Here is a 25,849-nt window from a genome sequence, read left to right on the forward strand (position 1 = left end):
GCTGCTGTTCCTCGGAGGTTTTGAAGCAGTACGGGCAGGAGACATGCTCCACGTAGCGCGGATCGGCCTGTTCTTCTGCAGTGAGCGGAGTCTGGCAGGCGAAGCACTGCGAGGAGGCGGTCTCATGCAGGCCGGGATCGACCCCCACGCGTTGATCGAAGACGAAACACTCGCCGTCGTAATGCGCGCTGCCGCATTCTTCGAAGTACTTCAAAATGCCGCCCTCAAGCTGCCACACATGCTCAAAGCCCTCGCGCTCCATGAATGGGGCGGCTTTTTCGCAGCGGATGCCGCCGGTGCAGAAAGACACGATCTCCGCCTTCTTCATTTCTTGCGGCAGGCGGCGCACGGCCTCGGGGAATTCGCGGAAGGAATCGACCCCCGCCACGACGGCGCCTTTGAAAGTGCCGAGCTTCACTTCGTAGTCGTTGCGTGTGTCATACAGAATGACCGGGCGGCCTTCATCCAGCCACTGCTTCAGGACCTTGGGCTCCAGGCGTGGTGATGTGTACTTCGCTGGCTCGATGCCCTCGACTCCGAATGCGATGATCTCCTGCTTGATGCGCACCAGCATGCGGCGGAACGGCTGCTCCGCGCTCTCGCTGTATTTCGGCTTCAGTCCTGCCAGCCCCGGAATGGCGCGCAGTTCATCCACGAGTGCATCCACATTCTCCCGCAGCCCGGCCACGAACATGTTGATGCCTTCCGTGCTCAACAAAATCGTGCCCTTTAGGCCCAGTTTTTTGCATTGCTCCAGCAGCCGCGCGCGCATCTCCTTCAATCCGGAGAGTTCGGCGAATTGATAGCAGGAGATGTTGGTGATCGTGGCGGTGGCTGGCATGGGGCAGGTGAAAAAGCACAAGAACAGGCGGACGGCGAGTGCAAACCGCACTTGCCGCGCAGGAATGGAACAGTGGGGCGCAATCGAGATCAAGCTTGCCATTTCAGGCCGTTCCCGCTCCATTCCTAGGGTATGAAATCCACGCTCCTTTTCCTTCTTGCCGCCGCAACCCTGCAAGCCGCCGACTGGCCGATCTGGCGCGGGCCCAATCATGACGGTATCTCGAGTGAAAAACTGGCTGGAACGGCGGTCAAAAAGGTCTGGGGAGCGCAGATCGGCATCGGCTTTGCCTCCTTCACCGTGGCTGCCGGTCGAGTGTACACCACGGGGCATGCGGACGGCAAGGACACGGTCTTCTGCTTCGATGCCACGAGTGGCAAAGAAGTATGGAAGCACGCCTATGCCGCCGATCTCGGCGACAAGTATTACGAAGGGGGTACCTCGGCCACGCCGACGATTGAAGACGGCAAGGCGTATCATCTGAGCCGCTGGGGCGATCTTTTTTGTTTCGATGCCGCCACGGGCAAGGTCGTGTGGCAGAAAAACATCCAGAAGGAAACCGAGGCTGACATCCCGGACTGGGGGTTCGCAGGTTCGCCGTTGGTCGCGGGCAAGCTCCTCATTGTGAACGTTGGCAAAGCAGGAACCGCTGTCGAAAAGGCCACGGGGAAGACCGTGTGGACCAGCGACAAGGCCAACTCGGGCTACTGCACGCCGTATCCAATCACCGTAAACGGCAAGGCTCAGGTCGTGCTGAGTTCTGGCCGCGCCTACAAAGGGGTCGATCCCAGCAACGGCAGCGTGCTGTGGGAGCACACCTGGTCCACCAGCTACGGCGTGAACGCGGCGGATCCGATTCTCAGCGGCACGCAGCTCTTCATTTCAACCGGCTACAACAAAGGCTGCGCCTTGCTCGATCTCGCCTCCGCCGAACCCAAGGAGATCTGGCGCAGCCGGGTGATGAAGAATCAATTCAACTCCAGCGTGCTGATCGACGGCCATCTTTACGGCAGCGATGGCGATGCAGACAAATCCGCTAGCCTGAAGTGCATCGACTTCGTCACTGGCACGGAGAAATGGAGCGCGGCAGACGTCGGTTTCTGCTCTCTCATGGCTGCCGATGGCAAGCTCATCGTCCTGACGGCCAAGGGCGAGCTGATCATCGCCAAAGCCAGCGCTGCCAAATTTGAGCCTCTTTCCCGCACCCCGGTGCTTACCGGGCGCTGTTGGAGCGCTCCGGTGCTGGCCAACGGACATGTTTACGTGCGCAATGCAGCCGGCGACATGGTCTGCCTGAGCGTTCAGTAGGCCAGGAGCCAGGGGCATGCATTTTCTCAATGCAAGCTCACAGACGGTCGATTGGCCAGACTGAGCCGATGGTTGGATGCTCCTCTTGCATGAACAACAACTCTCACCCCGCCCAGGCCATCCCGCTCTGGCTCAAGCTCGCCTACACCGCCTTCATGACGGTTTTGATTCCCGTTTACTGGCGCCACTACGGTCCGACGAACTTCCTTTATTTCTGCGACATCGCCCTGCTGTTCGCGCTGGCTGGGATATGGCTGGAAAGTCCGCTGCTCCTTTCGCTGCCAGCGGTGGGAATCCTGATGCCGCAGGCGTTGTGGTGCGTGGATTTTGCCGTGCAGCTCTGCGGCTTCAAGATGACGGGCATGACGGCCTACATGTTTGATGGCACCAAGCCGCTTTTTCTGCGGGGCTTGTCGTTCTTTCATGGCTGGCTGCCCTTCCTGCTGGCCTTTCTCGTGTGCAGGCTGGGCTATGACAAGCGCGCGCTCAAAGGCTGGACGGTTTTGGCCTCGGCCTCCTGCCTCGTGGCCTATTTTTGGCTGCCGAAGGCCGGTGCCATTCTTTCGGATCCCAATCTGCCGCGCAATGTGAACTACGTGTTCGGCATGGACGATGCGCAGCCTCAGACTTGGATGAGCCCCGAACTTTATCTCGTCACATGGCTTGCGCTGCTCATCTTCGTGGTCTTTGTGCCGACGCATTTTGTGCTGAAGAAAATCTGCCCCACGCCCGAACAAGCCGCCGCCAAACGCGCATGAACGATTCTTCCCCTCCAACTTCTGAATCCAACTGGCAGCGCGGCTTCTGGAGCCTGATGGGCACGCAGTTTCAGGGAGCGTTTTCTGACAATGTGCTCAAGTGGCTGGTCATCTATCTGGTGATCGCGCAGAAGCTGCCCAAGGAGCAGCTCGACGCGCTGGTGTCGGATTCAGGAATGTATTTTGCCATTCCGTTTCTGCTGCTCTCCATGTTTGGCGGCTGGATGGCCGACCGCTTCAGCAAACGGCATGTGATGATCGGCGTGAAGACGATGGAGATTGGCATCATGATCTTCGCCACCTATGCGCTGGCCTCCGGCAGGATGGGGCTGCAGCTCGTGAGCATCTGTCTCATGGGGGTGCACAGCGCGTTCTTCGCGGCATCCAAGTACGGCTCGCTGCCGGAAGTGGTGCCTCCTGCCAAGCTCTCATGGGCCAATGGCGTGATCGAGATGCTAACCTTTCTGGCGGCGATCTTCGGCACGCTGGCCGCGGCATGGCTGGCGGAGAGCTTCGCGGGCAAACCGGCGTGGTCGGGCGGCATTCTGCTGGCGCTGGCCATGATCGGCTGGTTCATGAGTCTGGGCATCACGCGCGTGCCTGCCGCGAGCCCAGACAAGCCGCTGCGTCTCAACTTCCTCGGCGACCTGTGGCGCGAGTTTAAATGGATGCGCACGGACCGCGACCTGTGGCGGGCGAATCTCGGCAACACGGGCTTCTTTTTCATCGCCGTGCTCATCCAGATGAATCTGGTGCTCTATGCGGAACAGGTACTGCACATCAAGCCGATGGAAAACAGCGCCTTGCAGGTTGCCCTCGCCGTCGGCATGGCGGCTGGCAGTTTGCTTGCCGGAAAATTGAGCGGGGACCATGTGGAGTATGGCCTCATTCCGCTTGGGGCCTTCCTCATGGCCACCATGGGCTTCGCACTCGGGTTGGCGGACATCTCCAGATCGGCATTCACCGTCTGCCTCACCCTGCTGGGCATCGGTGGTGGCATGTTCATCGTGCCGCTGGCCGCAGTGCTGCAGCATCGGCCGCCGGCAGATCGCAAAGGCTCGGTGCAGGGGGCTGCCTCGTGGCTCTCGTGGGTGGGCATCAGTGCCGCCGCTTTGCTGCAGAAGGAGCTGAACACCCGTCTGGGCTGGACTCCTGGAGACATCTTCTGGTTCTGCGGTGCCAGTGCCGTGGTCGGCGGCATTTATGTGACGATGTCACGCCCGCAGGCCCTGCCTGCATTGCTCAAACGCTGGACACATGGCTGAGATCCTTCTGCTTCCATTCGGCAGTGCCGGCGATGTGTTTCCCTTCATCTGGCTGGGACGGCAGCTCATGGCGCGCGGGCATCGCGTGAGAATGATCACGGCATGTCTGTTTGAAGAGCAGGCGCGCAAAGCCGGCATCGAATTCATTTCTCTCGGGGAAAGAGACGAGTTCGAAGCCATGATCCGAGATCCCCGCATCTGGAAGTCCGGCATCGGCACGAAGGTGGTGTTTGAGTTCGCCGCCAAATCCGTCGAGCCCTATCTCGCAGCCATCGAGAGCTGCGGAAAGGTCGATCTGATGCTGGCTCCCGTCACCGCATTCGCCGGACGTCTGGCCCGTGAAAAGCATGGCATCCCGCTGATCACCGTGCATCTGCAGCCCGCTGTTTTTTTGAGTGTGCATGAGACGCCTCTGCTGCATCCGGTCATGCGCCTCTTCAACAAGCTGCCGGTGTGGTTCAAAAAGGTGATCTTCTCACTGCCGAATCCGGTCGATCTCTTCGCGCTGCCCAAAGTGCGCCGCATCTGTGAAGCGAACGGCGTCAAACCACCGCGCAGTCTGTGGCGTGAGTGGTGGGACTCACCGGATGGTGTGCTCGCCTTGTTTCCCGCATGGTTTGCACCGCCACAGCCGGACTGGCCCGCCAATCTGCTGCAGTGGACCTTTCCACTCGAAGATCTGGCGACTGAGCAGACGCTGCAACCGGAGTTGCAGGCGTTTCTCGCAAATGGAGAGCGCCCGGTCATCTTCACCCCTGGCAGTGCGAATGTGCAGGCCTCACGCTTTTTTGCCGTCGCTGCGGAAGCCGTCAAGCGCATCGGCTGCCGAGCGGTCTTTGTCACGCGTGAGCCGAAACAGGTGCCGCCGAACTTGCCTGCGAGCATTCTCACGGTCGAATACGCCCCTTTTAGCACGCTGCTGAAGCATGCAGCAGTGTTTGTGCACCACGGGGGCATCGGCACCATGTCGCAGGGCTTTTCCGCCGGTGTGCCTCAGCTCATCATGGCAATGGCCCATGACCAGCCTGACAACGCCGACCGCCTGGAGCGCCTCGGTGCCGGCATCGGTCTCAGCGTGCGGCAGTTCACACCCGGGCGTGTGGTCGGCTTTTTGAAGCGGTTGCGTGAGGATGTGGCGATTCGACAGACTTCGCTGGCTTGTGCGACAAAGCTGCGGCAGGACAATGGTTCGGCAGCACTGCTGTCCTGGATTGAAACCCGAATTGCCCCCCTCTGATTCCTGCATGAGCCACGTCCTGCTGCTACCCTATGGCACCTCGGGCAGTACCTATCCTTTCATCTGGCTGGGCCGCCAGTTGATGGCGAGGGGACATCGCGTGACGCTGGTCACCGCGCCGAGGTATGAATCAATTGCCAGACAGGCAGGATTGAACTTTGTGGCCACGGGCGGCGATGAGCTGGAGCAAATGCTCAATGCTCCCAGTCTCTGGAAGCTGGGAATCGGGCTGGCCACTGCCTACAAGCATGGTGGTCGTGCAGCCAGGGATTACGTGGCGGCTGCAGAAGCGGCCATTGCGCAACACGGCCCCGCCGATCTGTTGATGGCACCGATGATCTGTTTTGGAGCACGAGTGCTGCGTGAGAAGCTGCGGATACCTCTGGTGACGGTGCATCTCTACCCAATGATGATCATCAAGGCGCATCTGCCTCCCATCGTCATTCCGCCGTTCCTTTGGCTGCGCCGGCTTCCGCTGCTGCTGCGCCGCTTCATTCTGTGGTTTCCCAACCCGTTGGACCTTTTTGCCTATCCGGCCGTGAAGCGCTGCTGCGCTGAGCATGGCGTCAGACCACGCAGCTTGTGGAAGGAGTGGTGGGACTCGCCCGATGGCGTCCTGACCTTGTTTCCTGATTGGTTCGCGCCGCCGCAGCCAGACTGGCCGAAGAACCTGCTGCAGTGGGACTTTCCACTCGAGGACATGGCGGCAGAACGACCGCTCGACGAGTCACTGGCCAAGTTTCTGGCCGAAGGAGAGAAGCCGGTGCTCTTCACCGCAGGGACCGGACACTTTCATGCCGAGGCCTTTTTCGCGACGGCTGCAAAGCTGGTCCGTGAGCTGGGATGTCGTGCCATTTTCATCACGCCGAAGACAGACCAAGTCCCCAGCGGTCTGCCCGCAGGAGTGTTCGTCTCGGCTTATGCGCCGTTCAGTCAGCTCCTGCCACGAGCACGTGCGTTTGTTCATCACGGTGGCATCGGCACGACTTCGCAGTGCCTCGCGGCCGGACTGCCGCAGCTCGTGGTGCCTATGTCGCTGGACCAGCCGGACAACGCAGATCGCGTGAAGCGTTTTGGCGTGGGTTTAAGCATCAGCCAGGGCAGGTTCACCGTCAAACGTGCTCTGCCGCTGCTGCGGCGCTGCCTGGAGGATGACACCCTTCGTGAGAAAGCCTCTGCCTATGCCATGCGAATGCGCGAGCGGCGTGCCCCGGATGTGCTCATGGAGTGGCTGGAAAAACGCATGCAAGCCCTATGAGCCGCATCTTTCTTATGCCGCACGGCACGACAGGTGATGTGCTGCCACTGATCTGGATCGGGCGGCAAATGCGGGCGCGTGGGCATAGCGTGCTGCTGGTCTGGCTGGAGACTTATCGAGAAGCCGCATTGCAGGCGGGGTTGGAATTCGCGCCGCTGAAGAATGACGGCTACGAGGAGCTGGTGCGCAATCCTGCCTTCTGGCGGCCGCATCAGAGCCTGAAGCTGACTCATGCCTATGCCGGGCGCTGTGTTCCCAAATATGTGGAGGCCGTCATGGAGGACCTCAGCCGCAACGGCAGGCCGGATCTGATGCTGGCGCCGATCATGAACTTCGCCGCGCCACTGCTGCGGGCCAAGCTGGGCACACCGCTGATTTCCACGCATCTGAGCACGCTGCAGTTCGTCAGCGCGCATGCCGTGCCGCTGAGCGTGCCGTTCGCGCGACTGCTGCGACTGCTGCCAGTGCCACTGCGTCGATTCTTCCTCACGAATGTCGCGCCTTACGATCATCACGCCTTTCCGCATGTGCGTCAGTGCTGCGCTGATCAAGGCGTCAAACCGCCACGGCGATTGCGTGACTGGTGGCACTCGCCGGATGGTTCCCTGGCCTTGTTTCCCGAATGGTTTGCCCCACCCCAGCCTGACTGGCCGCCGAACACCTTTCAATGGGACTTCCCATTGGAAGATCTGGCTGAGGCAAGGCCGCTGGAGCCGGATCTTTCCACGTTTCTCACTGCGGGAGACAAGCCCGTCGTCTTCACACTGGGCAGTCATCATCTGCATTCCCGCCGCTATTTTGAAATGGCGGCGGAAATCACGGCCCGTCTCGGCTGCCGGGCGGTGTTTGCCACGCGCGATGTCCATCAGGCTCCCACCGGCCTGCCCCAGTCTGTCTTCGTGACAAGCTACGCGCCATTCAGCGTCCTGCTGCCCCACGCGGCGGCGTTCGTGCATCACGGTGGGATGGGGACGCTCTCGCAGTGCTTCAAGGCGGGAATCCCACAACTCGTCACACCGATGGCGTATGATCAGCCAGACAACGCCGCCATCGTGGAGCGGCTCGGCGCAGGGCTGGCGCTGAGCCTGGACCAGTTCACCGTCGAACGTGCGCTGCCATTGTTGCGGCGCTGCCTGGAACAAGACTCCCTGCGCCATCAAGCCGGAGAATGTGCCCGCCGGATGCCTCAAGGGCCGCCTGTCACCACTCTCACTTCCTGGCTGGAGGCCCGATGCGCTGAAGGCTGTCTTCATTCTCCATCCCCGCCATGAAAAAAATTCTAATCATGACTTACGGCAGTTGTGGCGACATCCTGCCTCTAAACTGGCTTGGCAAGCTGCTTCGTGCACGCGGCCACGACGTGACGTTGATCACCACGCCAGACTACGCCTCCTATGCCGCACAAAGTGGACTGAAGTTCGTGGCGACGAAAAATCTTTTGGGAAGGGAGATGGTCGAAAACCCGGACATGTCCAAAAAGCTCGAAGGTACACGGCTGGCTTACCACTACTCCGGACTGGCCGCTGGTGAGTTTGTCGAAGCCGTCGAGACTTGGATGTCCACGCATGGCAGGCCCGATCTCATGCTCGGCCTAAAGTCCTGCTATGGCGCACGATTGCTGCGTGAAAAACTCGGTTTGCCCTTGGTGACGGTGCATCATTATCCTCTGATGATGCAAAGCGCCTATGAGCCCTCCTTGCTCACGCCTGCATTTCGCTGGCTGCGCATGCTTCCTTTGTGGATGAGGAAGTTGATTTTTGCCGCGCCCAACCCTTTTGATCGCCACGCGCTGGCCGCTTTGAGACCCCTGTGCGCCACGCACGGTGTTGCCGTGCCGCGTGACTTGGAGCGCGAGTGGGGGCACTCTCAGGATGGCGTGCTGGCCCTGTTCCCCGACTGGTTTGCCAAACGCCAGCCCGACTGGCCGCAGAACCTGCTGCAATGGCACTTTTCCTTGGAAGACTTGGGCGATGTGCCTCTGGCGCCGGATCTCGTCTCGTTTTTGAAGTCGGGCGACAAGCCGGTGCTGTTCACTCCCGGCAGCGGGCCGATGCATGCCCATCACTTTTTCGAGGTCGCGGTCAAGCTGGTTGAGAAACTGCAGTGCCGCGCGGTCTTCGTCACCCGTCATCTTCAGCAGCTGCCTTCGGCGCTGCCTCCCTCCATTCACGCCGTCGAATACGCGCCTTTCAGCACGCTGCTGCCTCATGCCAAGGCCTTTGTGCATCACGGCGGCCAGGGCACGGTGGCCCAGTGCTTCGCCGCAGGCATTCCCCAGCTCATCATGCCGATGGCCCATGATCAGTTCGACAATGCTGACCGGGTGGAGCGTCTGGGCGCGGGGCTGACCATCAGTGTGGACCGTTTTGATGTGCCCCACGCCATGCCCCTGCTGAAGCGCTGTCTCACCGATGAGACCATCCGCCGCCGCGCCGCCCTCTGCGCTGAACGCATGCGCCAGCAGCCGCCTGCCGACCAACTCATCGCATGGCTGGAGGCCCGAATGAGCTCATGAAGAAGATTCTCCTGCTGCCCCACGGCACCTCGGGAGATGTCTTCCCCTTCATCTGGCTGGGCAGGCTCCTCAAGCAGCACAACCACAGAGTGACGCTCATCGCAGCGCGTGCCTTTGAACGCGCCAGCCTGCGGGCTGGGGTCGATTTCATGCCGCTGGCCCGGGATGACTTTGATGAAATGCTCGCCCATCCAGGCCTGTTCAAAATCATCGAAGGCACCCAAGTAGCACACGGTTATGCAGGACGCGCCACGGGTGACTACGCCGCCGCAATCGAGCTTTGGATGGCCCGCAATGGCCGGCCCGACCTCATGTTCGCGCCCATGACTTGCTTTGGAGCTCGCTTGATCCGCGAAAAACACGGCATTCCACTGGTGACCGTACACGCTTACCCTCTGCTGGTGAACAGCGCGCATGCACCGCCGCTGTTCATCCCCGCGTTTCGCTGGCTGCGCTGGCTGCCTCTGGCCCTGCGCAGGCTGGTGCTTTCAGGACCCAATCCGTTCGACCACTATGCGCATCAGCACGTCCGGAAAGCCTGCGATGATCACGGTGTTCCTGTCCCCCAAAGTTTGCGCTGGGAGTGGTGGGACTCCCCGGATGGCGTGCTGGCGCTTTTCCCCGACTGGTATGGTCCGCCGCAACCGGACTGGCCGCGCAACCTGCTGCAATGGGATTTTCCCCTCGAAGATTTATCTCAGGAAGAGAAGCTGTCTCCAGCATTGAAAACCTTCATGGAGGCCGGTGGCAAGCCCGTGCTCTTTACCGCAGGCACCGGGCACAGACATGCGCGAGACTTCTTCGAAACAGCACTGCGACTCGTCACGCAGATTCAATGCCGCGCCGTTTTTGTGACGCACGATCTCAATCAGCTTCCGGCCTCGCTGCCAGCATCGGTCCACGCCGTGACGTACGCTCCTTTCAGCCAGTTGCTGCCTCATGCTGCCACGTTTGTGCATCACGGCGGCATGGGAACCGTCGCACAGTGCCTCGCCGCAGGCGTGCCACAGCTCATCGTGCCCATGGCGCACGATCAGTTCGACAATGCTGACCGTGTGAACCGCCTTGGGGTCGGGCTGGCCCTTGGCACACGCGGATTCAACCTTAAGCGCGCCCTGCCGCTGTTAAGGAGATGCCTGGAGGACTCCGGAATACGTCAGCGTGCCGCAGCCTGTGCTGAGCGCATGCGCCAGCGTCCAGACACGGAAAAGCTCGAGCGCTGGCTCGCGCAAATATTCAAAGGCACACAAACTTAAAGCACTTCCACAAGGGAGTAGATTCAGATGATTCCACGCATCATTCACCAAACTTGGGGCCGGCAGGAGATGCCACGCGACCTGCGCGAGTTTCAGCATTCATGGCGCGTGCATCACCCTGGCTGGGAATACCGGCTGTGGAGTGATGCTGACAACCTTGACCTGGTTCGGCAGCACTACCCGGAGTTTGCAGACTTTTTCACCAAGCTGACCCCGAATATCTTGAAGGTGGACTTTGCACGCGTGGCTTATATGCACCGCCACGGCGGCATCTATTCAGACCTGGATGTCGAGGTGCTCAAGCCCTTCGACCCGCTTTTGGAGGGTTCAAACATCCTGTCTGGTCGGGAGTTTAACGGCATTGGCCAGCGGATGCGTGGCAGCGACTTTATCTGCAATGCGCTGATCGCCTCGCCCGCAGGTCATCCGGTTTGGCTGGAAATCATGCATCTGATGGCATCCCGCTACCGCTTTAAGAGAAGACTGGAGCCTTATTCTGACTATGTGATCGAAATGGCAATGAGGGTGCTCAGTGAAAAACTGGAGGAACGCAGCCAGTCCGTCGGGGACGTCACCATTCATTCTCACGAGTTGTTTTTTCCGGCCCCGCCGACAGAGCGTCTTGTGGAGAACCGCCGCAGGCAGGCTGCGAAGCTGGGTTCCTATGCCATCCATCATTACGAGGGCAGCTGGATTTCTCCCTGGGCCAGGCTGATCTATGCGGTGATCCGTCTGCGTCAGCATTGGGAATCTCGCCGCGCGCTTGGTGGTGATCCCACAACGATCAAATAACGGCTTGATTTGAGACCCAGTTGTCGACGTATTCCCAGCATGAGCCGAATCCTCGCCTGCCTGCTGCTGTTCACCGCCTTCCTTCATGCCGATGAGTTTGACCCTAAGGACAACACGATTGTCCTCGGTAAGCGCGTGGGCTTGATCAAGCCCGGCATGTCCGCTGCCGACATCGAGCGTGCCTATGGGAAGGACAACCTCAAGCTGCAGAAGATACCCGGTGCAGAGGGGGAGGAAATCGATGGCGCGAAGTTGTTTGCGGACACGGATCGCGAGTTGGAGATCGTCTGGGATCCCGACAACGAGAAGAAGAAGGTCGTGTTCGACATCCGCGTCATGGGCAAGGCCTGGAAATTTGAAAACGGTCTCAAGTCGGGAATGACCGTGGAAGAGGTTGAAAAGATCAACGGCAAGCCTTTCAAGATCGCCGGGTTTGAATGGGACTACGGTGGTTACGCCAACTTTGAAGGCGGCAAGCTGGAGGGGAAGGTGAGCATTCGCTTCAGCCCCACCACAGAAAACATTCCGGAGTATCTCAGCGGCGACAAGCAGCTCTCCTCCGCCGACAAAAAGCTCCGCGCCGCCAAGCCTCTCGTTGACGAAGGCATCTCGGTGTTCATGCGGTGAGCGTGCATATCTCATGCCTCCAGCCAGGCTTCAGCAAGTGAGCAGGGCGTGTGATGCCCCTGACCGCAATAAATCCCGCGTGGTTCTTGGGTGAAAAGCAAGCAACGTTCGGCGGGAAAGAATGCGAGCGAACCGGGCTCTTCGAGCTGGGATTCTGCGGAGATTCGATGACGTAAATGTGACTCGTTCAGTCTCAAGCAGGGCCTGCCGTTGTTAAAACGATGCTGGGATGCGGCAGCGTCTGCTGAGCAAACGCGCCAGCTTTCTAATACAGGAAAACTCGAGATCTGGCTGGCACAAAAATGCAAAAACCCGCAATCTCACGCCGCATCAGCAATATAGTAGATCCTAATGATCCCGCGCATCATTCACCAAACTTGGAACACACCGGAGATACCGCTCCACCTGCTCGATTTTCAGCACTCATGGTGCACGCATCACCCTGGCTGGAAATACCAGTTGTGGACACATGAAGACAATCACCGGCTGGTTCGTGAACAGTATCCTGAATTTGCTGAATTCTACGAACGTCTGCCCGCGCCGCTCAAGATGGATTTCATCCGCGTGGTTTACATGCACAACCAGGGCGGCATTTATGCGGACATGGACTTTGAGGTGCTGCGCCCGCTTGATCCGCTGCTGCAAGGATCATCCATCATGGCCGGAAGGGAAATCAACGGCATCGGCCAGCGGATGCGTGGAGTGGATTTTATTTGCAGCGCTTTGCTGGCCTCGCCCGCCGGACACCCGGTTTGGTTGCAGATCATGCGGCTGATGGCCTCTGAATTTCGCCCCAGGCGGTGGGCTGAAGACTATTCCGCTTATGTGATCAAAAATGGCATGGCGCTGTGTGATCAAGCCCTCGTGGCCCTGCAAATGAGCGGTGGGGACATCACCATTCATTCGCACGAGCTGTTTTTTCCGGCCGCGCCGACGGAGCGTCTCATTGAGAACCGTCGCAGGCTGGCTGCTGAACTCGGCTCCTACGCCATTCATCATTACGAGGCCTCCTGGATTTCTCCATGGGCCAAGCTGATCTATGCAGTGATTCGTCTGCATCAGCGCTGGGAACCACGCCGTGCGCTTGGCGGCCCTCCCATGACAATCAAATAACGGCTTGATTTGAGACCATGTTGTCGAAAGGCGGCAAACTGGAGGGGAAGGTGATCATTCGCTTCAGCCCCACCACGGAAAACATTCCGGAGTATCTCAGCGGCGACAAGCAGCTCTCCTCCGCCGACAAGAAACTGCGCGCCGCCAAGCCTCTCGTTGACGAAGGCATCTCGGTGTTCATGCGGTGAGGGGATAGACCGCCACATCAACACCCGACGAGCCAATGATGTGATCCGGCGGGCGTTGCGGGTCCGTGAATCCGGCCTGTAGGAGAGCATTCACATCCCATGCCTCCAGACTGGCTTCTGCAAGCGGGTAAGGCATATGGTGAACCTGCCCGCATCGGATGCCACGTGGCGTCTGGGAGAAAAGCAGGTAGCGCTCGGCGAGAAAAAAGGCGAGCGAGCCGGGTTCTGCGACCTGCGATTTTGCGGCAATTCGATAGCGAAAATGTGACTCGTTCAGTGCACCACTTCGCTGACAGCGGTAATCGATGCAGCCATCGCTCAATTGCGCACTCATGCGGGCGTTTTGATAGGGCAGATGGAAGAAGGTGCGCGCCGTCCAGACCGCGAGCCGCTGGTTGCAATCCAGCGAGTAAAACCACACTCCGGGCCGGCCCCGCTCATCGTGCACGTAAGTCCGCACGTTGAGTTCGAGGAAATCGCTGATGCCGGGCACTGGCGGGCAGAAGCGCGGACGTATGCCCCGCATGTAAAAAGGCACAATGGCGAGCCATGCATCGCCTTGAAACGTGTCCATGTACAAACCGGGTGGCAGAGTGCGCTGAATCTCCGCCGCATCCCAGCGCCAGTGCAGGAAAAGCAGACTCTCCCAGCGCTGATGCATCATGCGCGCGCGCGTCGGACGATCACGGAAGGCGAGGCGGGATTCGTGCGTGGGGATGGCTGGCATGCCGGGATGATACGCTTGAATTCGCACCCAGGCGCCGCCCGGATTCGTTCACCAAGCATGCGCTATCGTTCATCGACCCTCGGCTTCCTGTTGCTCTCGCTGCTCGGCCTCATCTCCTGCTCCTCCATGAAACCCGCTCCCTTGCAAACAGTTCCCCACGTCGATCTCAAACGCTATGTGGGTGACTGGTACGTTTTTGCAAACATCCCGTACTCCTTGGAAAAGGGCAAAGTGGGCACGCTGGATCGCTACGCGCTGCGCCCGGATGGCAAAATGGACAACATCTTCCTGTTCCGCCGCGGCAGCCTCGACGCGCCGCTGGAGCAGTGGAAGGGGGTGGCCTGGGTTCACAACAAGACCACCAATGCCGAGTGGCGCGTGCAGTTCATCTGGCCGCTGCGGGTGCCTTATCTCATCATCGACCTCGATGCCGACTACCAGTGGAGCGTGATTGGCTATCCCAACCGCAAACTGGCCTGGGTGCTAAGCCGGAAGCCGGTGCTGGATGACGCCACTTATCGCGGCATTCTGGAGCGCATGGCAAAGCAGGGCTATGACACACGCTTGCTGGCCAAGGTGCCGCAGAAGTCAGAGTAAACAAAAAAGAGGCAGAGCTTTCGCCCTGCCTCTTTGATTGCGATTAGATCAAGCAAACAGCTTCGTCACCGGCTTGGCCTTCACCAGTTCACGCGGCTGGTTGAGATGATTGTAAACAATCGTCTCGGGATCAATGCCGACGGCGTGGTAAATGGTGGCGAGGAGTTCGGTCGGATGCACGGCGTCTTCGACGGGGGCGGAGCCCGTGGCGTCCGATTTGCCGTGAACGTAGCCGCGCTTGATGCCGGCACCACCGACGATGGCGGTGTAGCAGTAAGGCCAGTGGTCACGACCGTCGGCGCTGTTGCTGTTGCCGCTGGTGGACACGCCTTTTTCCGGGCTGCGTCCGAATTCGCCGAGGGCCACGACGATGGTTTCATCGAGCAGGCCGCTGGCATCCAGATCATCAAACAAAGCGCTGAGGCCCTGGTCCAGCATGGGGCCGGATTTGTTCTTCATGCGCTCGGTGAGGCCCGCATGGTGGTCCCAGGAATGGTTGTCGGAATTCGCAACTTTGGGCCAGATGACTTCGACGACACGCGTGCCGGCTTCGAGCAGACGACGGGCGAGCAGGCAGCTCTGACCGAAGGTGTTGCGGCCGTAGCGGTCACGCAGTTTCTCAGGCTCACGGTCAAGCGCGAAGGCATCGCGCGCACGGCCGCTGGAGATGAGGTTCAGGGCCTGGCTGTAGTAGCTGTCCAGGCTCATGTCCTTCACCGCAGCTTCGATCTGCGGCATCTGGTCATTGATGGCGTCACGCAGCTTGGCACGGCGCTCAAGGCGCACGCTGAAGAGGTCGGGGCGCAGCTGGAGGTCGTCGATCTTGATGCGGTCCATCTTGCCCATGTCGAGGTCATCGCCATCGGGGAAGAGCGTGTAGGGCTCGTAGGCTTTGCCGAGGAAGCCTGCGCCGCCGCCTTTTCCGACGACGTTGGATTCCTGCAACGGACGTGGCAGCTGCACGAAGGGGAGCATCGGCTCCTGCAGCGGCTTGAGGCGCACGATGTTGCTGCCAAAGTTTGGGAAGTCTTTCGCGTTTGGCGGCTCAAGCTGGCCGGAGGGGCTGACCTTGTCCGTCGTGTAGCCGGTCATGATCTGGTAGATCGCCGCCGTGTGATTGAAGAGACCATTCGGCGTGTAGCTCATCGAATTGATCATCGTGAACTTGTCGTTCACCTTCGCGAGGCCCGGAAGGATCTCGGTGAAGTGCTTGCCGGGAACCTTCGTCGGGATCGTTTTGAAGGCGCTGCGCACGTTGTCCGGCACGTTTGCCTTCGGGTCCCACAGGTCGAGATGTGATGGGCCGCCCTGCAGGTAGATCATGAGCACATGCTTGGCCTTGCCCCAGCCTGCGCGTCCTGCGTTCGGAGAATTCGCCGCCATGGCCTGGCCACGGAGCACGTTGTTGAGCGTGAGGCCCATCATGGATCCGCCGCCCACGCGCAGAATGTCACGCCGCGAGAAGCCGAGGTTTTTGTCGCAAAGGTCTTTACCGGGAACGCCTGGGATGCGGAACATGGTGTGCTAGGGGTTGAGATGGAAGGTCAATATCGGGGGCATGTACGACAAGGAAGGGCCGATCTTGCCATTTTGGGGGAAGTTCGTCGAGGCTGGGCAGGAAACTCCATGCCCCGGGCGGGGATCATGCTGAACGATGACCGGCGGCTCTCATGGCTTTAAATTCACCTCACTGGGGGTCTGGGTGAGGAATGATGGGCTCATTTCCCGTCCTGAACGTATATCGCCTTGGCGGGAGAATCCCCGTGCCAAGAATTTGATCTACCAATGAAGATGCGCCTGTGTCACTGCGGCTGCCCGTCGGCAACGGGCGATCGCCGACTGCTGCAGGCTTGCCACCGGATGAGGCATTCGCTAAGCCTGAGTACTGCGGGGCGATTGAATCGGCGGCATAAGCAGGCTGACCGTTCGGCAAGGACGTTGGAGCAAATCCCGCCGCTCCAGAGATTGGGCTGCGGCCACGAGCAAGCGACTGTTGCTGTGGTGTTGTAGGTGAAGGTGTGGTTGGCTGTCCCGGTAGCTGCTGCATGATTTGCTGCCTGAGTTGCAGGGTGGCAGGGTCTGTTCGGGCACCTGCGGAGGCGGCAAGCTGCATCAAGTAACCGTTGTCATAGCGCACCTCACAGAGTTCGGCACCCATCGCGATACGAATGACCGTATCTTTGCGACCAAGTCCGACGCTTGCTTCTTTGAGCTCGATTCCATGGGCGTTTGGCCGTCCAGCCTTGAGAAGGAACCGCTCATGAGTCTTGACGTTGACGACGGAGACCGTCGGATCACGCCTGTCTCCGTAGATGGAGGCAATAGCCAGATCCTTGGCAAAAGAAGCCTGAGGTACCAAAACAGGAGCTGTCTTGAGGGTGAATGGATTTTTGTTCCATCCTGTCTCATAGCGCTCGATTGCGTAGCCTTTCGGGGGCCGGAATGCTGCGTGCTCCTGTGCCCAGGCCAGGCTGCCTGCAAGAGTAAAAACAAGCGGGAGAAACTTGAAAAAGCAATGAACACCCGTGGCGCCGGCACGCATGCCGAAGCAAAGCGGTTCACGGCTTGATGTCATGACCTGTGGAATCATCCGGGCGATCAGATGCCGCGCATTTGCTGCTGCTTTGTTGCGCGGATAACTTGTGCTCACTGACAGTAGGTCAATTTAACTGGACCGATTGGCAAGTGACACAAAGTTAACAATAATATGTCATGCCTTATAAGAAATGAGTTGCCTTAACTTGGAGTACTCTAAGTCGAATAGCATGCGTGTTACACCAGTGTCGAAGACTAAATTGAAAATATTTTGTATCTTCAACGAAAGCGTTGAATTAGCTCGTTTGAGACGACAGCAGATGGATGCTCGATTCGTGACTCATGAACTTGAAGTCGCTATCGTTTGTTGTGCCAGTGATCCTCCTGACCGGATTGGGGTTGCTCATGCTGGCTGGCAAAGACGCTGCGGCGGTGGCGCACAACCGTGATTCGGACGCCGCTGCTTCAGCGGATGCGTCTCCTGTCGTGCCGTATGAAGACTCTTCGAGTGTCGCCTTGAAGTTTGAAGAGATTTTTGTGATGCCCGCAGGACCGAAAGGGCTGGAATACACCGCCAAAGCCAGGGCGCTTACTGGCAAACGAGTGGCTCTCACGGGGTTCATGCTGCGCAACGACAACATCGACCCTGCCATTTTTTTCTTCTGTGAAACACAGCACGCTTATGATGAACGCGAAGAAGGACTTGCGGACAGTCTGCCGCCCAGCCTGATCCAAGTCATCCTGCCGGTGAAAAAGAACTGCGCACCTGCATGGCGGCAGGAGAAATTGACTCTTTACGGCACGCTGGAGCTCGGACCAAGGCAGGAGCAGAGTGGACGCGTCTCCCACATACGCCTTCAATGCCATGCGGTCACGGATGCCGCCACGGGGGGTCCGCTAGAGCTTCGAAAACCAGTCGCGCTGCAGCTCGGCAGGGCCATTCCGATCCCGAGCGATCTCGGCGCACTGCCACCCTCGACCACCCCACCCCCTTTCTTCAACCCACGAAGAAACAGAAACAGCACCACCCACCATCCCGACAAACTATGAAGTTACAAAACTCAGGCAAATTCATTGCCGCCATCACCGGGCTTTTCGCCCTTGGCAGCGCCTTCGCTGCCCCCACCGTGACACGCCTCAATCCCCCCAGCGCGCTGTTCACCTACGCCGATGCTACCCCTCCCTACATCTCGCGCTTTCTTCCCGCGCAGCGTTTTGACCTCCAGGCCACCATCCAGGCGGATGCAGGCAAGACGATCACCAGTGTCGTTTTCAAGGTCAACGGCTCCCCTGTCACAGCAGCCAGCGGTGCGTCCGCCATCACCTCCATCGGTGGTGACAGGTTTAGCGCCACGATTCGTGGATACTCCAACTCAACAGCTGGTGTGAAAACACTCGTCGTCGAGGCCACTCAGAGCGATAGCTTGGTCGCAACCGGCACGGGCAACTTCGAAATCGCCAGCATCACGCTCAATGCTGGTCGCAAGGCGAAGAACATCATCTGGCTCATCGGTGACGGCACGGGCATCGCCCACCGCACGGCGGCCCGCATTGTCTCCAAGGGGGCCTCTCTTGGCAAGTCGAACGACCCTCTCGCCATCGACACGCTGCCGGTCACTGGCATCGTGGTCACCCACTCCCTGAACTCCATCGTGACGGACTCCGCACCTGGCGCTCATTGCTATTCCACGGGCAACAAGGCCAACAATGGCCAGGAAGGCGTGTTTCCTGATGACACCAATGACAAGTGGGACAATCCTCGCATCGAGCACATGGGCAGCTACCTCGCCCGCACTCAGGGCAAATGGCTCGGCATCGTGACCACGGCTGACGTGGAAGACGCCACACCAGCCGCCTTCGCGGTGTCCACTCAGGACCGCGGCGCTGGCACCGGCATCTGTGACATGTATCTCGACGAAGCCGCCCTCAATCACAACCTCCACGTCCTGATGGGCGGTGGCCGCAAGTGGTTCCTGCCTCTCGATGGCAGCGCAGGTGCCGGCAGCGGCCGTGTGAACAGCTCCACTTCAAGCGGTGGTGATTATGTCGTTCCTTCGGACGTGCAGGCAGGCTGGAGCGTCCCCGCCGGTTCCGTGGATCCTAATCGCAACCTGATCGCCGACTTCCAGACCGCAGGCTTCTACTACGCCCCTGACCTTGCAGGCCTCAACGCCATGACCGGCAGCGAAACCAAGCTCCTCGGCCTCTTCAACTCCGGCCACATGGACGTCAGTTACGACAAAATCGCGCATCGCCGCAATGCTGCCACCATCGCTCCCGGCAGTCTCATCGCCACCTATCCTGATCAGCCCCTGTTGGAAGAAATGACCGACAAGGCCCTCACGGTGCTCAGCAAAAACGCCAACGGCTTCGTCATGATGATCGAAGGTGCCTCCATCGACAAACAGGCCCACAACATGGACACTGAGCGCTGGGTGCATGACGCCATTGAGTTCGACAAGGCCGTTGCTAAGTGCATCGCCTTCCAGGTGGCCAATCCGGACACGCTTATCATCGTCACCGCTGACCATGAGTGCGCTGGTATTGCCATCAGTGGCGGCAGCACTGTCACCGACGCCGCTCTGCAGAGCACCGCCGTGGGCAGCCTCAAAGGCATCGTCGGCACTTACGATAATGCCAAGTTTCCCGCCTACACGATTGCTGGCGATGGCTACCCGACCACGATGGACGTGGACTACCGCATGATCATCGGCTACGCTGGAAACTCCGACCGTTACGAAACCTGGCGCTCCAACCCCAGCTACAACGTGTCTCCCCAGGCACGTAACACCACCACCGGCTACTTGGTTACCGGCCAGCAACCCGGCACCGGCGTGCAAAGCGCCGTCCACACCGCTTCCGACATCCCGCTCTCCGCAGGTGGTCGCGGCGCGGCAGCATTCACCGGTGTGTTCGACAACACGGACGCCTTCTTCAAGGCCATGCAGGCCGCGATTGGCGGCGCGAAGTAATTCACAGTCCATCTTCGTTTCCCATGAAGAAATTACTTCCATTCCTGGCTGTTGCCGCCATGTGCGCCAGCTCGCAGGCCGCCACGGTGCTGACCTTCCCCTTCAGCAGCAGTGCCACGCCTTCCATCACGGGCGATCCGCTCGTCGGTTCGCTCTCAGCGGACTATGCTTACATCGAGACAGTGGATGGCAATGGCGATCCGTTGCCCGTTCCGAGCTATCGTGCTGATCTGACCGCTCCGGCCCTTGCCTTCGGAGACCCTTCAGCACGCGGCTATGGCGCTGCCATCTCCGGCAATGCGCTGGACGCGGTGGATCAGGCTGTGCTGTTCAGTTTCACGACTCCGCAGGACATCTCGTCCTTCGCCGTGACGCTGGACAACAGCACGCTTGGCACGCCTTTTGGCACCAATGTGGAGTTCTACGACTCCTTGGACGCTCTCTTGTACAGCATCTCGGTGGATCAGACAGTGTCCGGTTTCTCAGTAAACCAGGCGCTTTCGCTCACAGGTGTCAGCAAGGTGGTGCTGCCATCAGGCGCGTTCTATGACAATGCCAGCATGACTGTGTCGGCCGTTCCAGAGCCCTCGCGGGCTCTGCTGCTGGGGCTGTTCGCAGGTGTGGCGGTGTTCCGCCGCCGCCGGGCTTGATTGTTTAGCTGATTCGGAATGGCCCGGCGGAGTTCGCTTCGCCGGGCCATTTCATGCCCAGGCGGGTCAAGGTGACAATAATTTCGCATCTTCCCGCAGGCCGCCTGCCGGTTTTTTCACGAGAGAAGACACATGTCCCAGACGAGCCGGCGCAAAAGGAGATTTCCTGACGAACTTGTCGCCAGGCCGTCTAAACCGTGGCTGACTTGGATTCTGTTTGCAGCATTTGTCCTGCTGTTCGCGGTCTGGCTTGGGGGCAGCACGGTGGTGCGTCATTGGCGTTCGTGGCAGGCGGCCGGCAGCTTGCGGATCGCAGAGGAACTGATGAGCCGGGGCATGTGGTCGGAGTCCGCGCGTGTTCTCAGTGAAGCCTCCCTCAAGGCACCGAATGATCCGGATGTGATTCGTGCGATTGCGCTGTTTCAAATGCGAGTTCAAACCTCACCTGAGGATGCCATCCAGTCATTCAAGCGGCTTGTCGCCCAAGGAGCGGCGGACAAGGACGATCTGCTCAACCTGGCCCGAAGTGAGTTGAAACGCGGTGATCTGGACGCAGCCCACGAAGCGCTCAATCTCCTGCCGCCAGCGGAACGTGCCGGACCTGAAGCCGCGATGCTGGACGCCATCATGCTCAAACAGGCAGGCGAGCATGGAAAGGCAGCGACGAAGATACGAACCGCGCTTTCGGAAGTCTCGCCGGATGCGGAGTCCCGTTTCAAGACGGCGCTGCTCGATTACACGCAGCCTTACGCCGCAGTTCACCTGCGTGGGCGTCAGCAGATGTGGGATCTGGCCCGCGACGCCCATGGGGCCATCAAAAGCAGGGCCGTGATTTTGCTGGCGGCTGATCCTGCGCCGACCACGCGCGAAGCGGCCGAACTGGAGCGCCTGACCCGTGACTCACCTGGTCCGGAGCGTTTCGCCGCATTGGGGGCGTGGCTCAAAGGGGCTCCTGCCGAACGCGAGTCTGTCCTGGACCGCGAAACGACACGTGCCGCGTCCGCCGGGAATGACGCGAAGATCCTTTTGGCGGAGTGGCTCGCCGAGTTGAATGAACACGAGCGTCTGCTGAAGTTCATTCCTGCAGAGAATGAGGTCACGGCGGCAGAGCTGGCTCCGCCGCTGCTGAAGCTCAAGCTCGACGCCCTGGCGCAAACACACCGCTGGGATGAATTGCGCCGTTTGCTGGGGCCTGCGATGGAAAGGACTCTTGGCGGCGTGGTATTCAATCTGTGGCATGCGCGTCTCGCAGTGGAGCAGGCTGCTGGAGAGGTTGCGGCCCGTCAGCACCTTGAACTGGCCCTGAAAAGCGCCAAGGGTGCAAAAGACGGGCTGGAAGATGTCATAGGTGCGGCTGCTTTTTCCGATCAGCACGACTTCAAGCATCTCGCGGCGGAATTTTATCAGGCGGCGGCCTCGCTCGCGACGGCCCCGATGGTGCGACTCGCCATGATGGAGAAGGCTTTGACCATGCATTCCAGGCTTGGCGACACCTCCGCCATGCTTGGCCTTGCGGCGGAGATCGCCAGGCTCACACCCGGCAATGATTGGAATGCCTTTCGGGCCGACTATCTGGCGCTCCTTGCCGGAAAGTCGATGGAAGTCATCGCAGCCAGGATCGTGGAGATCCGCATGGAGCCTGGCTCGGAAGCCGAAGGGCGGCTCCTGCTGCTCAGGGCTCTGTCCGCCTACCGTCTGCGCCAGCCCCCGTCTTTGCACGCGGCACTGCGTGGAATCAAGGCTGGAGCGTGGCCGCCGGGACTTCGTGCGGTGCTTGCCGCCATGATAGCCGTCGGCGGAGATCAGGCCGCCGCGTTTCAAATTGCCGAGCGCATTCCCGAATCTCTCCTGCTGCCGGAGGAAACACGACTGCTGGCCCTCGCCAAGTGACCGGGGGGCTCAATCCTCAAACATGAACTCGTTGCTCATCAGCAGCACTTGCGCGAGCTGGCTGAGGGCGCTTTGCGGGCGGGCGCGGCCGATGGGCCAGCGGCTGGCGTCGCAGAAGTCGGCTTTGGAATGGGTGAGCACTTCGCCGTTGTCGGCGCGGCTGATGGTGGGCTGCCAGTCGAAGCTGTCGCTGTCGGTGCCGCCTTCGTTGTGAACGATGAAGCAGAGGGTGTCGCCGCGTTTCACGTCGGTGGTGAGCTGGACGGGCACCTTTTTGTTCTGCGGGTTGCAAAGCTGTTCGGCCAGGATGCCGGTGCGCTCATTGTAAACCCAGGCGCGGACGCCATCGCCACGGTCGCTGCTGCGGCTCAGGACGCTGTCGATGGAGATTTTCATGTCAGTCGGCACATGCCAGCGTGCGGTGACGCTGTATTCGCTTGGAGCGGCGTGGGCACCGTAGTTGGCCCAGAAGACGTGACCCCATTTAGGATCGGGGATTTTGGGGCCGGGGCTCCAGACTTTCTGACCGCCACCGCCACGATCCGTCAGCTGCGTGAAGGCCTGGAACTCGGTGAAGGACGGCTTGCCTTCGGGAGTGCGCGCAAACTTCATCGTGCCGTAGCTCCAGCGGAAGGGCTTCTCGGCATTGAGCGTGGTGGCATCAGCGGCGAAGCGCTGGGCCAGTTCGACTTCATCGGGCTTCGGATCGCGGGCGAGCACGCGGCGGTACATCGCGCGGATAGCCTCGGAATCGAGCGTCGTGCCGGCCAGCGGCGTGGCTTTGGCGATGGAATCGGCTCGGGCGCGCATGAAGGGGCTGTTCATCAGAAACAGCGCCTGCTGCGGCACGGTGGTGTTGAAACGCTGCGGGCTGTGGCCGTCCGGATTGGCGAAGTCAAACATCGCCGGCACGCTGGCCTGATCATAGCGGTCCACTTTGAGATAAACGGTGCGCAGGGTGTCGGCATCCTTCGCGTTCAGCTCCACGGCGCGCCCACCGTGCTTGCTGGTGTCGAGTTCACCTGTGGCGGATAGGATCGCGTCACGCATGGTTTCATAGTCCAGGCGCTGGCGGTTGAAGCGGCTGAGCAGATCGTTCTCAGCATCCTTGGTGGCTTTTTCCGGCGTGGCATGGCTGCTCTGCTGGAAGGTGCGGGAGGTGAGGATCAGCGTGTGCAGCTTCTTCAAGCTCCACCCGTTTTCCATGAATGTGGCGGCAAGGTAGTCGAGCAGATCTGCCTGCACGGGTTTCGCTGTCTGCACACCGAAGTCACTGGTCTGGGAGACGAGCGGCTTGCCGAAATGCTGCAGCCACACGCGGTTCACAATGACGCGCGCCGTGAGCGGATTGTCCTTGCTGGCGATGTGTTTCGCGAGATCCAGACGTCCGCTGCCGTCGGTAAATTTTTCACCGCCGAACATCGTAAGCCACGCGCGCGGTGCCGGATCACCCTGACGCGCCGGATTGCCGCGGATATAGACGCGCACATCCTGCGGCTTCGGTTTGTCCACCATCACCATGGCACGTGGCGGTGCACCAGGGTGCGTGCTGTCGAGTTTGGTGCGCTCGTTAGTGAGGCGCACCACGGTCTCGCTGTCCTTGCGGGTGAAGAACGTGTTTGCCCCTTCCACTGGCACTGACATGGGCGAAAGCTTGTCCTGCATGAGTTGACGCATCGGCTCCACCTTGCTGTCGAGAATGATGCGTGCGTAGGCCAGGGCGACGTCCTTCATGGACTTCGGCGGTGTCTGCGTGAAGGCGGCGGCGATCTCCGGCGTGCAGCCGCTTTCCGGCTTGGCCAGTTCTTGCGCAATGGCGCCTGATTTCGCAGCAAACTCCGCCTCAGGAAGTTTGGCGAAGCGATTCCAGGCAATCATCGTCGAGTGCGGCTTTGCACTCAGAGCGTAGCGATTCAGGAAGTCGCGCCATTGGCTGGCCACGCGGTCACGCAGCTTGACCTGACCGGCCTTGCCTTTGAATACGGTGGTGTCTTTGATGTCCACCGAGTCCTGGGCGAAAGCGAGGTATTCAGCCAGACGCTCCGGCTTCCTGAACTCGTCATAGACGGTGCGTTTGAAGTCGAGCTCCTTCTTCGCGATCTCAGCCACCTTGGCATCGTAGTCCTGCTGATCTTTTTCATTGGCCGCCTTGCCGATGATGGGCATTGCCGTGTCATCGGGCTCGTCGCTGCTGTTCAGGATGCTGTACATCGCATAGTAGTCGCGGCTCGGGATCGGATCGAATTTGTGATCATGGCAGCGTGCGCAGGCAACTGTGAGTCCGAGGAGGCCACGACCGATGACATCGATGCGGTCATCGGCGATGAGCAGACGGTCATTGATGAAACGCTCACCCACATTGTAGAAGCCCAGCGCCGCGAGATTCGGCGAATTCGGCGTGCCTGCGGTCATGCGATCCGCCGCGAGCTGGTAGCTCACAAACTGGTCATAAGGCATGTCATCGTTCAGGGCTTTCACGATCCAGTCGCGATACGTGTAGGCGAAAGGGTAGTAATTGCTGCGGCCAGCCACCTGATAGCCGTTCGTGTCCGCATAGCGCACCACATCCAGCCAGAAGCGCGCCCAGCGCTCGCCATAGGCAGGCTGGCTGAGGAGTTGAGGGATCAGCGTCTGAGGTGAATGATTCTTCTGCAACTCGTCGAAAGTCGGCGGCAATCCGGTGAGCGTGAGGTGGATGCGGCGCGTCAGCGTGGCCGGATCGGCAGGCGCGGCGAAATCGAGTCCGGCTGCCTTGAGTTTGGCACCGACGAAGGCGTCGATGGGATTGCCGGTAAAACCAGCGGGCAGGGCGGGCTTTTGCACCGGCTTGTAGGCCCAGTGCTGCATCGGGTCGGCTTTGGCATGCTCCGCCACAGCAGCCTCTGCAGGCCACGGCAGGCCCATGCTGATCCATTTTTCGATCGCCGCGATTTGGGGCGCAGGCAGCTTGTCGCCCTTCTTGGGCATCGCCTCGACACCTGCCACATGGTTGATGGCTTTGATCAGCTTGCTGGCGCTCGGATTGCCGGGTTCCACAACCTTGCCGTAATCGCTGCCGTGAATGATCGCCGCCCGCGAGTCAAGACGCAGGCCGTTTTGATGCTTGTGCGCGCCATGGCAATCGTAGCAGCGCTCCGCGAGCACGGGACGGATGGTTTTCTCGAAGAACTCGATCTGGTCAGGCGGAAAGGACTCGGCAGCCGAGGCAAGGGAACTTGCGACGGCAAGGCCGCCCAAAACGAGAGAGGGAAACTGGAAACGCAGGGTCATGTGGGGGTTCGACTGGGGGATTCTACATCACTTCCCGTCAAAAACCAAAC

Annotated in this window: 21 protein-coding genes and 1 pseudogene; 17 read left to right on the plus strand and 5 right to left on the minus strand. The window is 60.0% G+C overall.

Annotation, left to right across the window (positions count from 1 at the left end; genetic code table 11):
- Positions 1-7 precede the first annotated feature (7 nt).
- Positions 8-841: pseudogene (locus AC24GY_RS01515) on the minus strand (sulfurtransferase); the annotation flags it as partial.
- A gap of 132 nt (positions 842-973) precedes the next feature.
- On the opposite strand from AC24GY_RS01515, the gene AC24GY_RS01520 reads away from it, so the two are divergent.
- The 12 genes from AC24GY_RS01520 to AC24GY_RS01575 all read left to right on the plus strand — a co-directional run bounded on the left by AC24GY_RS01520 (position 974) and on the right by AC24GY_RS01575 (position 13,158).
- Positions 974-2,149, plus strand: a complete 1,176-nt coding sequence (locus AC24GY_RS01520) for an outer membrane protein assembly factor BamB family protein (RefSeq protein ID WP_487679682.1) — start codon at positions 974-976, stop codon at positions 2,147-2,149.
- An 89-nt stretch (positions 2,150-2,238) separates the two neighbouring features.
- Positions 2,239-2,907, plus strand: coding sequence for a hypothetical protein (locus tag AC24GY_RS01525; RefSeq protein WP_487679684.1), 669 nt, complete (start codon positions 2,239-2,241; stop codon positions 2,905-2,907).
- Complete coding sequence (locus AC24GY_RS01530) at positions 2,904-4,172, plus strand: MFS transporter (protein ID WP_487679686.1); 1,269 nt, start codon at positions 2,904-2,906, stop codon at positions 4,170-4,172. The genes AC24GY_RS01525 and AC24GY_RS01530 overlap by 4 nt, the downstream gene beginning before the upstream one ends.
- Positions 4,165-5,409 (plus strand): glycosyltransferase, encoded by a 1,245-nt coding sequence (locus AC24GY_RS01535; protein ID WP_487679688.1) that lies wholly within the window; start codon positions 4,165-4,167, stop codon positions 5,407-5,409. The genes AC24GY_RS01530 and AC24GY_RS01535 overlap by 8 nt, the downstream gene beginning before the upstream one ends.
- A gap of 7 nt (positions 5,410-5,416) precedes the next feature.
- Complete coding sequence (locus AC24GY_RS01540; protein WP_487679690.1) at positions 5,417-6,667, plus strand: glycosyltransferase; 1,251 nt, start codon at positions 5,417-5,419, stop codon at positions 6,665-6,667.
- Positions 6,664-7,938: a glycosyltransferase gene (locus tag AC24GY_RS01545; RefSeq protein WP_487679692.1), complete on the plus strand. Its 1,275-nt coding sequence runs from the start codon at positions 6,664-6,666 to the stop codon at positions 7,936-7,938. The genes AC24GY_RS01540 and AC24GY_RS01545 overlap by 4 nt, the downstream gene beginning before the upstream one ends.
- On the plus strand, positions 7,935-9,182 hold the full coding sequence (locus AC24GY_RS01550; protein WP_487679694.1) for a glycosyltransferase: 1,248 nt from the start codon (positions 7,935-7,937) through the stop codon (positions 9,180-9,182). Before AC24GY_RS01545 ends, AC24GY_RS01550 begins: the two co-directional genes overlap by 4 nt.
- Entirely contained in the window at positions 9,179-10,438 is a 1,260-nt protein-coding gene (locus AC24GY_RS01555) for a glycosyltransferase (protein WP_487679696.1), read from the plus strand. Before AC24GY_RS01550 ends, AC24GY_RS01555 begins: the two co-directional genes overlap by 4 nt.
- 27 nt (positions 10,439-10,465) lie before the next feature.
- Positions 10,466-11,230, plus strand: a complete 765-nt coding sequence (locus AC24GY_RS01560) for a glycosyltransferase family 32 protein (RefSeq protein WP_487679698.1) — start codon at positions 10,466-10,468, stop codon at positions 11,228-11,230.
- A gap of 39 nt (positions 11,231-11,269) precedes the next feature.
- Positions 11,270-11,857, plus strand: coding sequence for a hypothetical protein (locus tag AC24GY_RS01565; protein WP_422322235.1), 588 nt, complete (start codon positions 11,270-11,272; stop codon positions 11,855-11,857).
- A 351-nt stretch (positions 11,858-12,208) separates the two neighbouring features.
- Positions 12,209-12,970: a glycosyltransferase family 32 protein gene (locus tag AC24GY_RS01570; RefSeq protein WP_487679700.1), complete on the plus strand. Its 762-nt coding sequence runs from the start codon at positions 12,209-12,211 to the stop codon at positions 12,968-12,970.
- Positions 12,971-12,987: 17 nt separating this feature from the next.
- Entirely contained in the window at positions 12,988-13,158 is a 171-nt protein-coding gene (locus AC24GY_RS01575) for a hypothetical protein (RefSeq protein WP_487679702.1), read from the plus strand.
- Here AC24GY_RS01575 and AC24GY_RS01580 read toward each other — a convergent pair.
- Positions 13,148-13,885, minus strand: coding sequence for a YqjF family protein (locus AC24GY_RS01580; RefSeq protein WP_487679704.1), 738 nt, complete (start codon positions 13,883-13,885; stop codon positions 13,148-13,150). The genes AC24GY_RS01575 and AC24GY_RS01580 overlap by 11 nt on opposite strands.
- Before the next feature lie 57 nt (positions 13,886-13,942).
- Here AC24GY_RS01580 and AC24GY_RS01585 point away from each other — a divergent pair, with 57 nt between their 5' ends.
- Positions 13,943-14,482 carry a lipocalin family protein gene (locus tag AC24GY_RS01585; RefSeq protein WP_487679706.1) on the plus strand — a complete coding sequence of 180 codons (540 nt, stop codon included), beginning with the start codon at positions 13,943-13,945 and terminating at the stop codon, positions 14,480-14,482.
- Between the two features lie 48 nt (positions 14,483-14,530).
- Here AC24GY_RS01585 and AC24GY_RS01590 read toward each other — a convergent pair whose 3' ends face one another.
- Together AC24GY_RS01590 and AC24GY_RS01595 are read right to left on the minus strand one after the other, a co-directional pair.
- A complete protein-coding gene (locus AC24GY_RS01590) occupies positions 14,531-16,000 on the minus strand; it encodes a DUF1501 domain-containing protein (protein WP_422322240.1) in 1,470 nt (489 codons plus the stop codon).
- 169 nt (positions 16,001-16,169) lie between these two features.
- Positions 16,170-17,132: a hypothetical protein gene (locus AC24GY_RS01595; RefSeq protein WP_487679708.1), complete on the minus strand. Its 963-nt coding sequence runs from the start codon at positions 17,130-17,132 to the stop codon at positions 16,170-16,172.
- A gap of 227 nt (positions 17,133-17,359) precedes the next feature.
- On the opposite strand from AC24GY_RS01595, the gene AC24GY_RS01600 reads away from it, so the two are divergent.
- The 4 genes from AC24GY_RS01600 to AC24GY_RS01615 all read left to right on the plus strand — a co-directional run bounded on the left by AC24GY_RS01600 (position 17,360) and on the right by AC24GY_RS01615 (position 22,529).
- Positions 17,360-18,067 (plus strand): hypothetical protein, encoded by a 708-nt coding sequence (locus AC24GY_RS01600; protein ID WP_487679710.1) that lies wholly within the window; start codon positions 17,360-17,362, stop codon positions 18,065-18,067.
- Positions 18,064-19,989 carry an alkaline phosphatase gene (locus AC24GY_RS01605; protein WP_487679712.1) on the plus strand — a complete coding sequence of 642 codons (1,926 nt, stop codon included), beginning with the start codon at positions 18,064-18,066 and terminating at the stop codon, positions 19,987-19,989. The genes AC24GY_RS01600 and AC24GY_RS01605 overlap by 4 nt, the downstream gene beginning before the upstream one ends.
- Before the next feature lie 23 nt (positions 19,990-20,012).
- Positions 20,013-20,639 carry a PEP-CTERM sorting domain-containing protein gene (locus AC24GY_RS01610; protein ID WP_422322246.1) on the plus strand — a complete coding sequence of 209 codons (627 nt, stop codon included), beginning with the start codon at positions 20,013-20,015 and terminating at the stop codon, positions 20,637-20,639.
- Between the two features lie 336 nt (positions 20,640-20,975).
- A complete protein-coding gene (locus AC24GY_RS01615) occupies positions 20,976-22,529 on the plus strand; it encodes a hypothetical protein (RefSeq protein WP_487679714.1) in 1,554 nt (517 codons plus the stop codon).
- Positions 22,530-22,538: 9 nt separating this feature from the next.
- Here the strand turns inward: AC24GY_RS01615 and AC24GY_RS01620 are convergent, their stop codons facing one another.
- Positions 22,539-25,799, minus strand: a complete 3,261-nt coding sequence (locus tag AC24GY_RS01620; RefSeq protein ID WP_487679716.1) for a PSD1 and planctomycete cytochrome C domain-containing protein — start codon at positions 25,797-25,799, stop codon at positions 22,539-22,541.
- Positions 25,800-25,849: the final 50 nt, after the last annotated feature.

Source organism: Prosthecobacter sp. Pr1 (genome assembly GCF_057652315.1).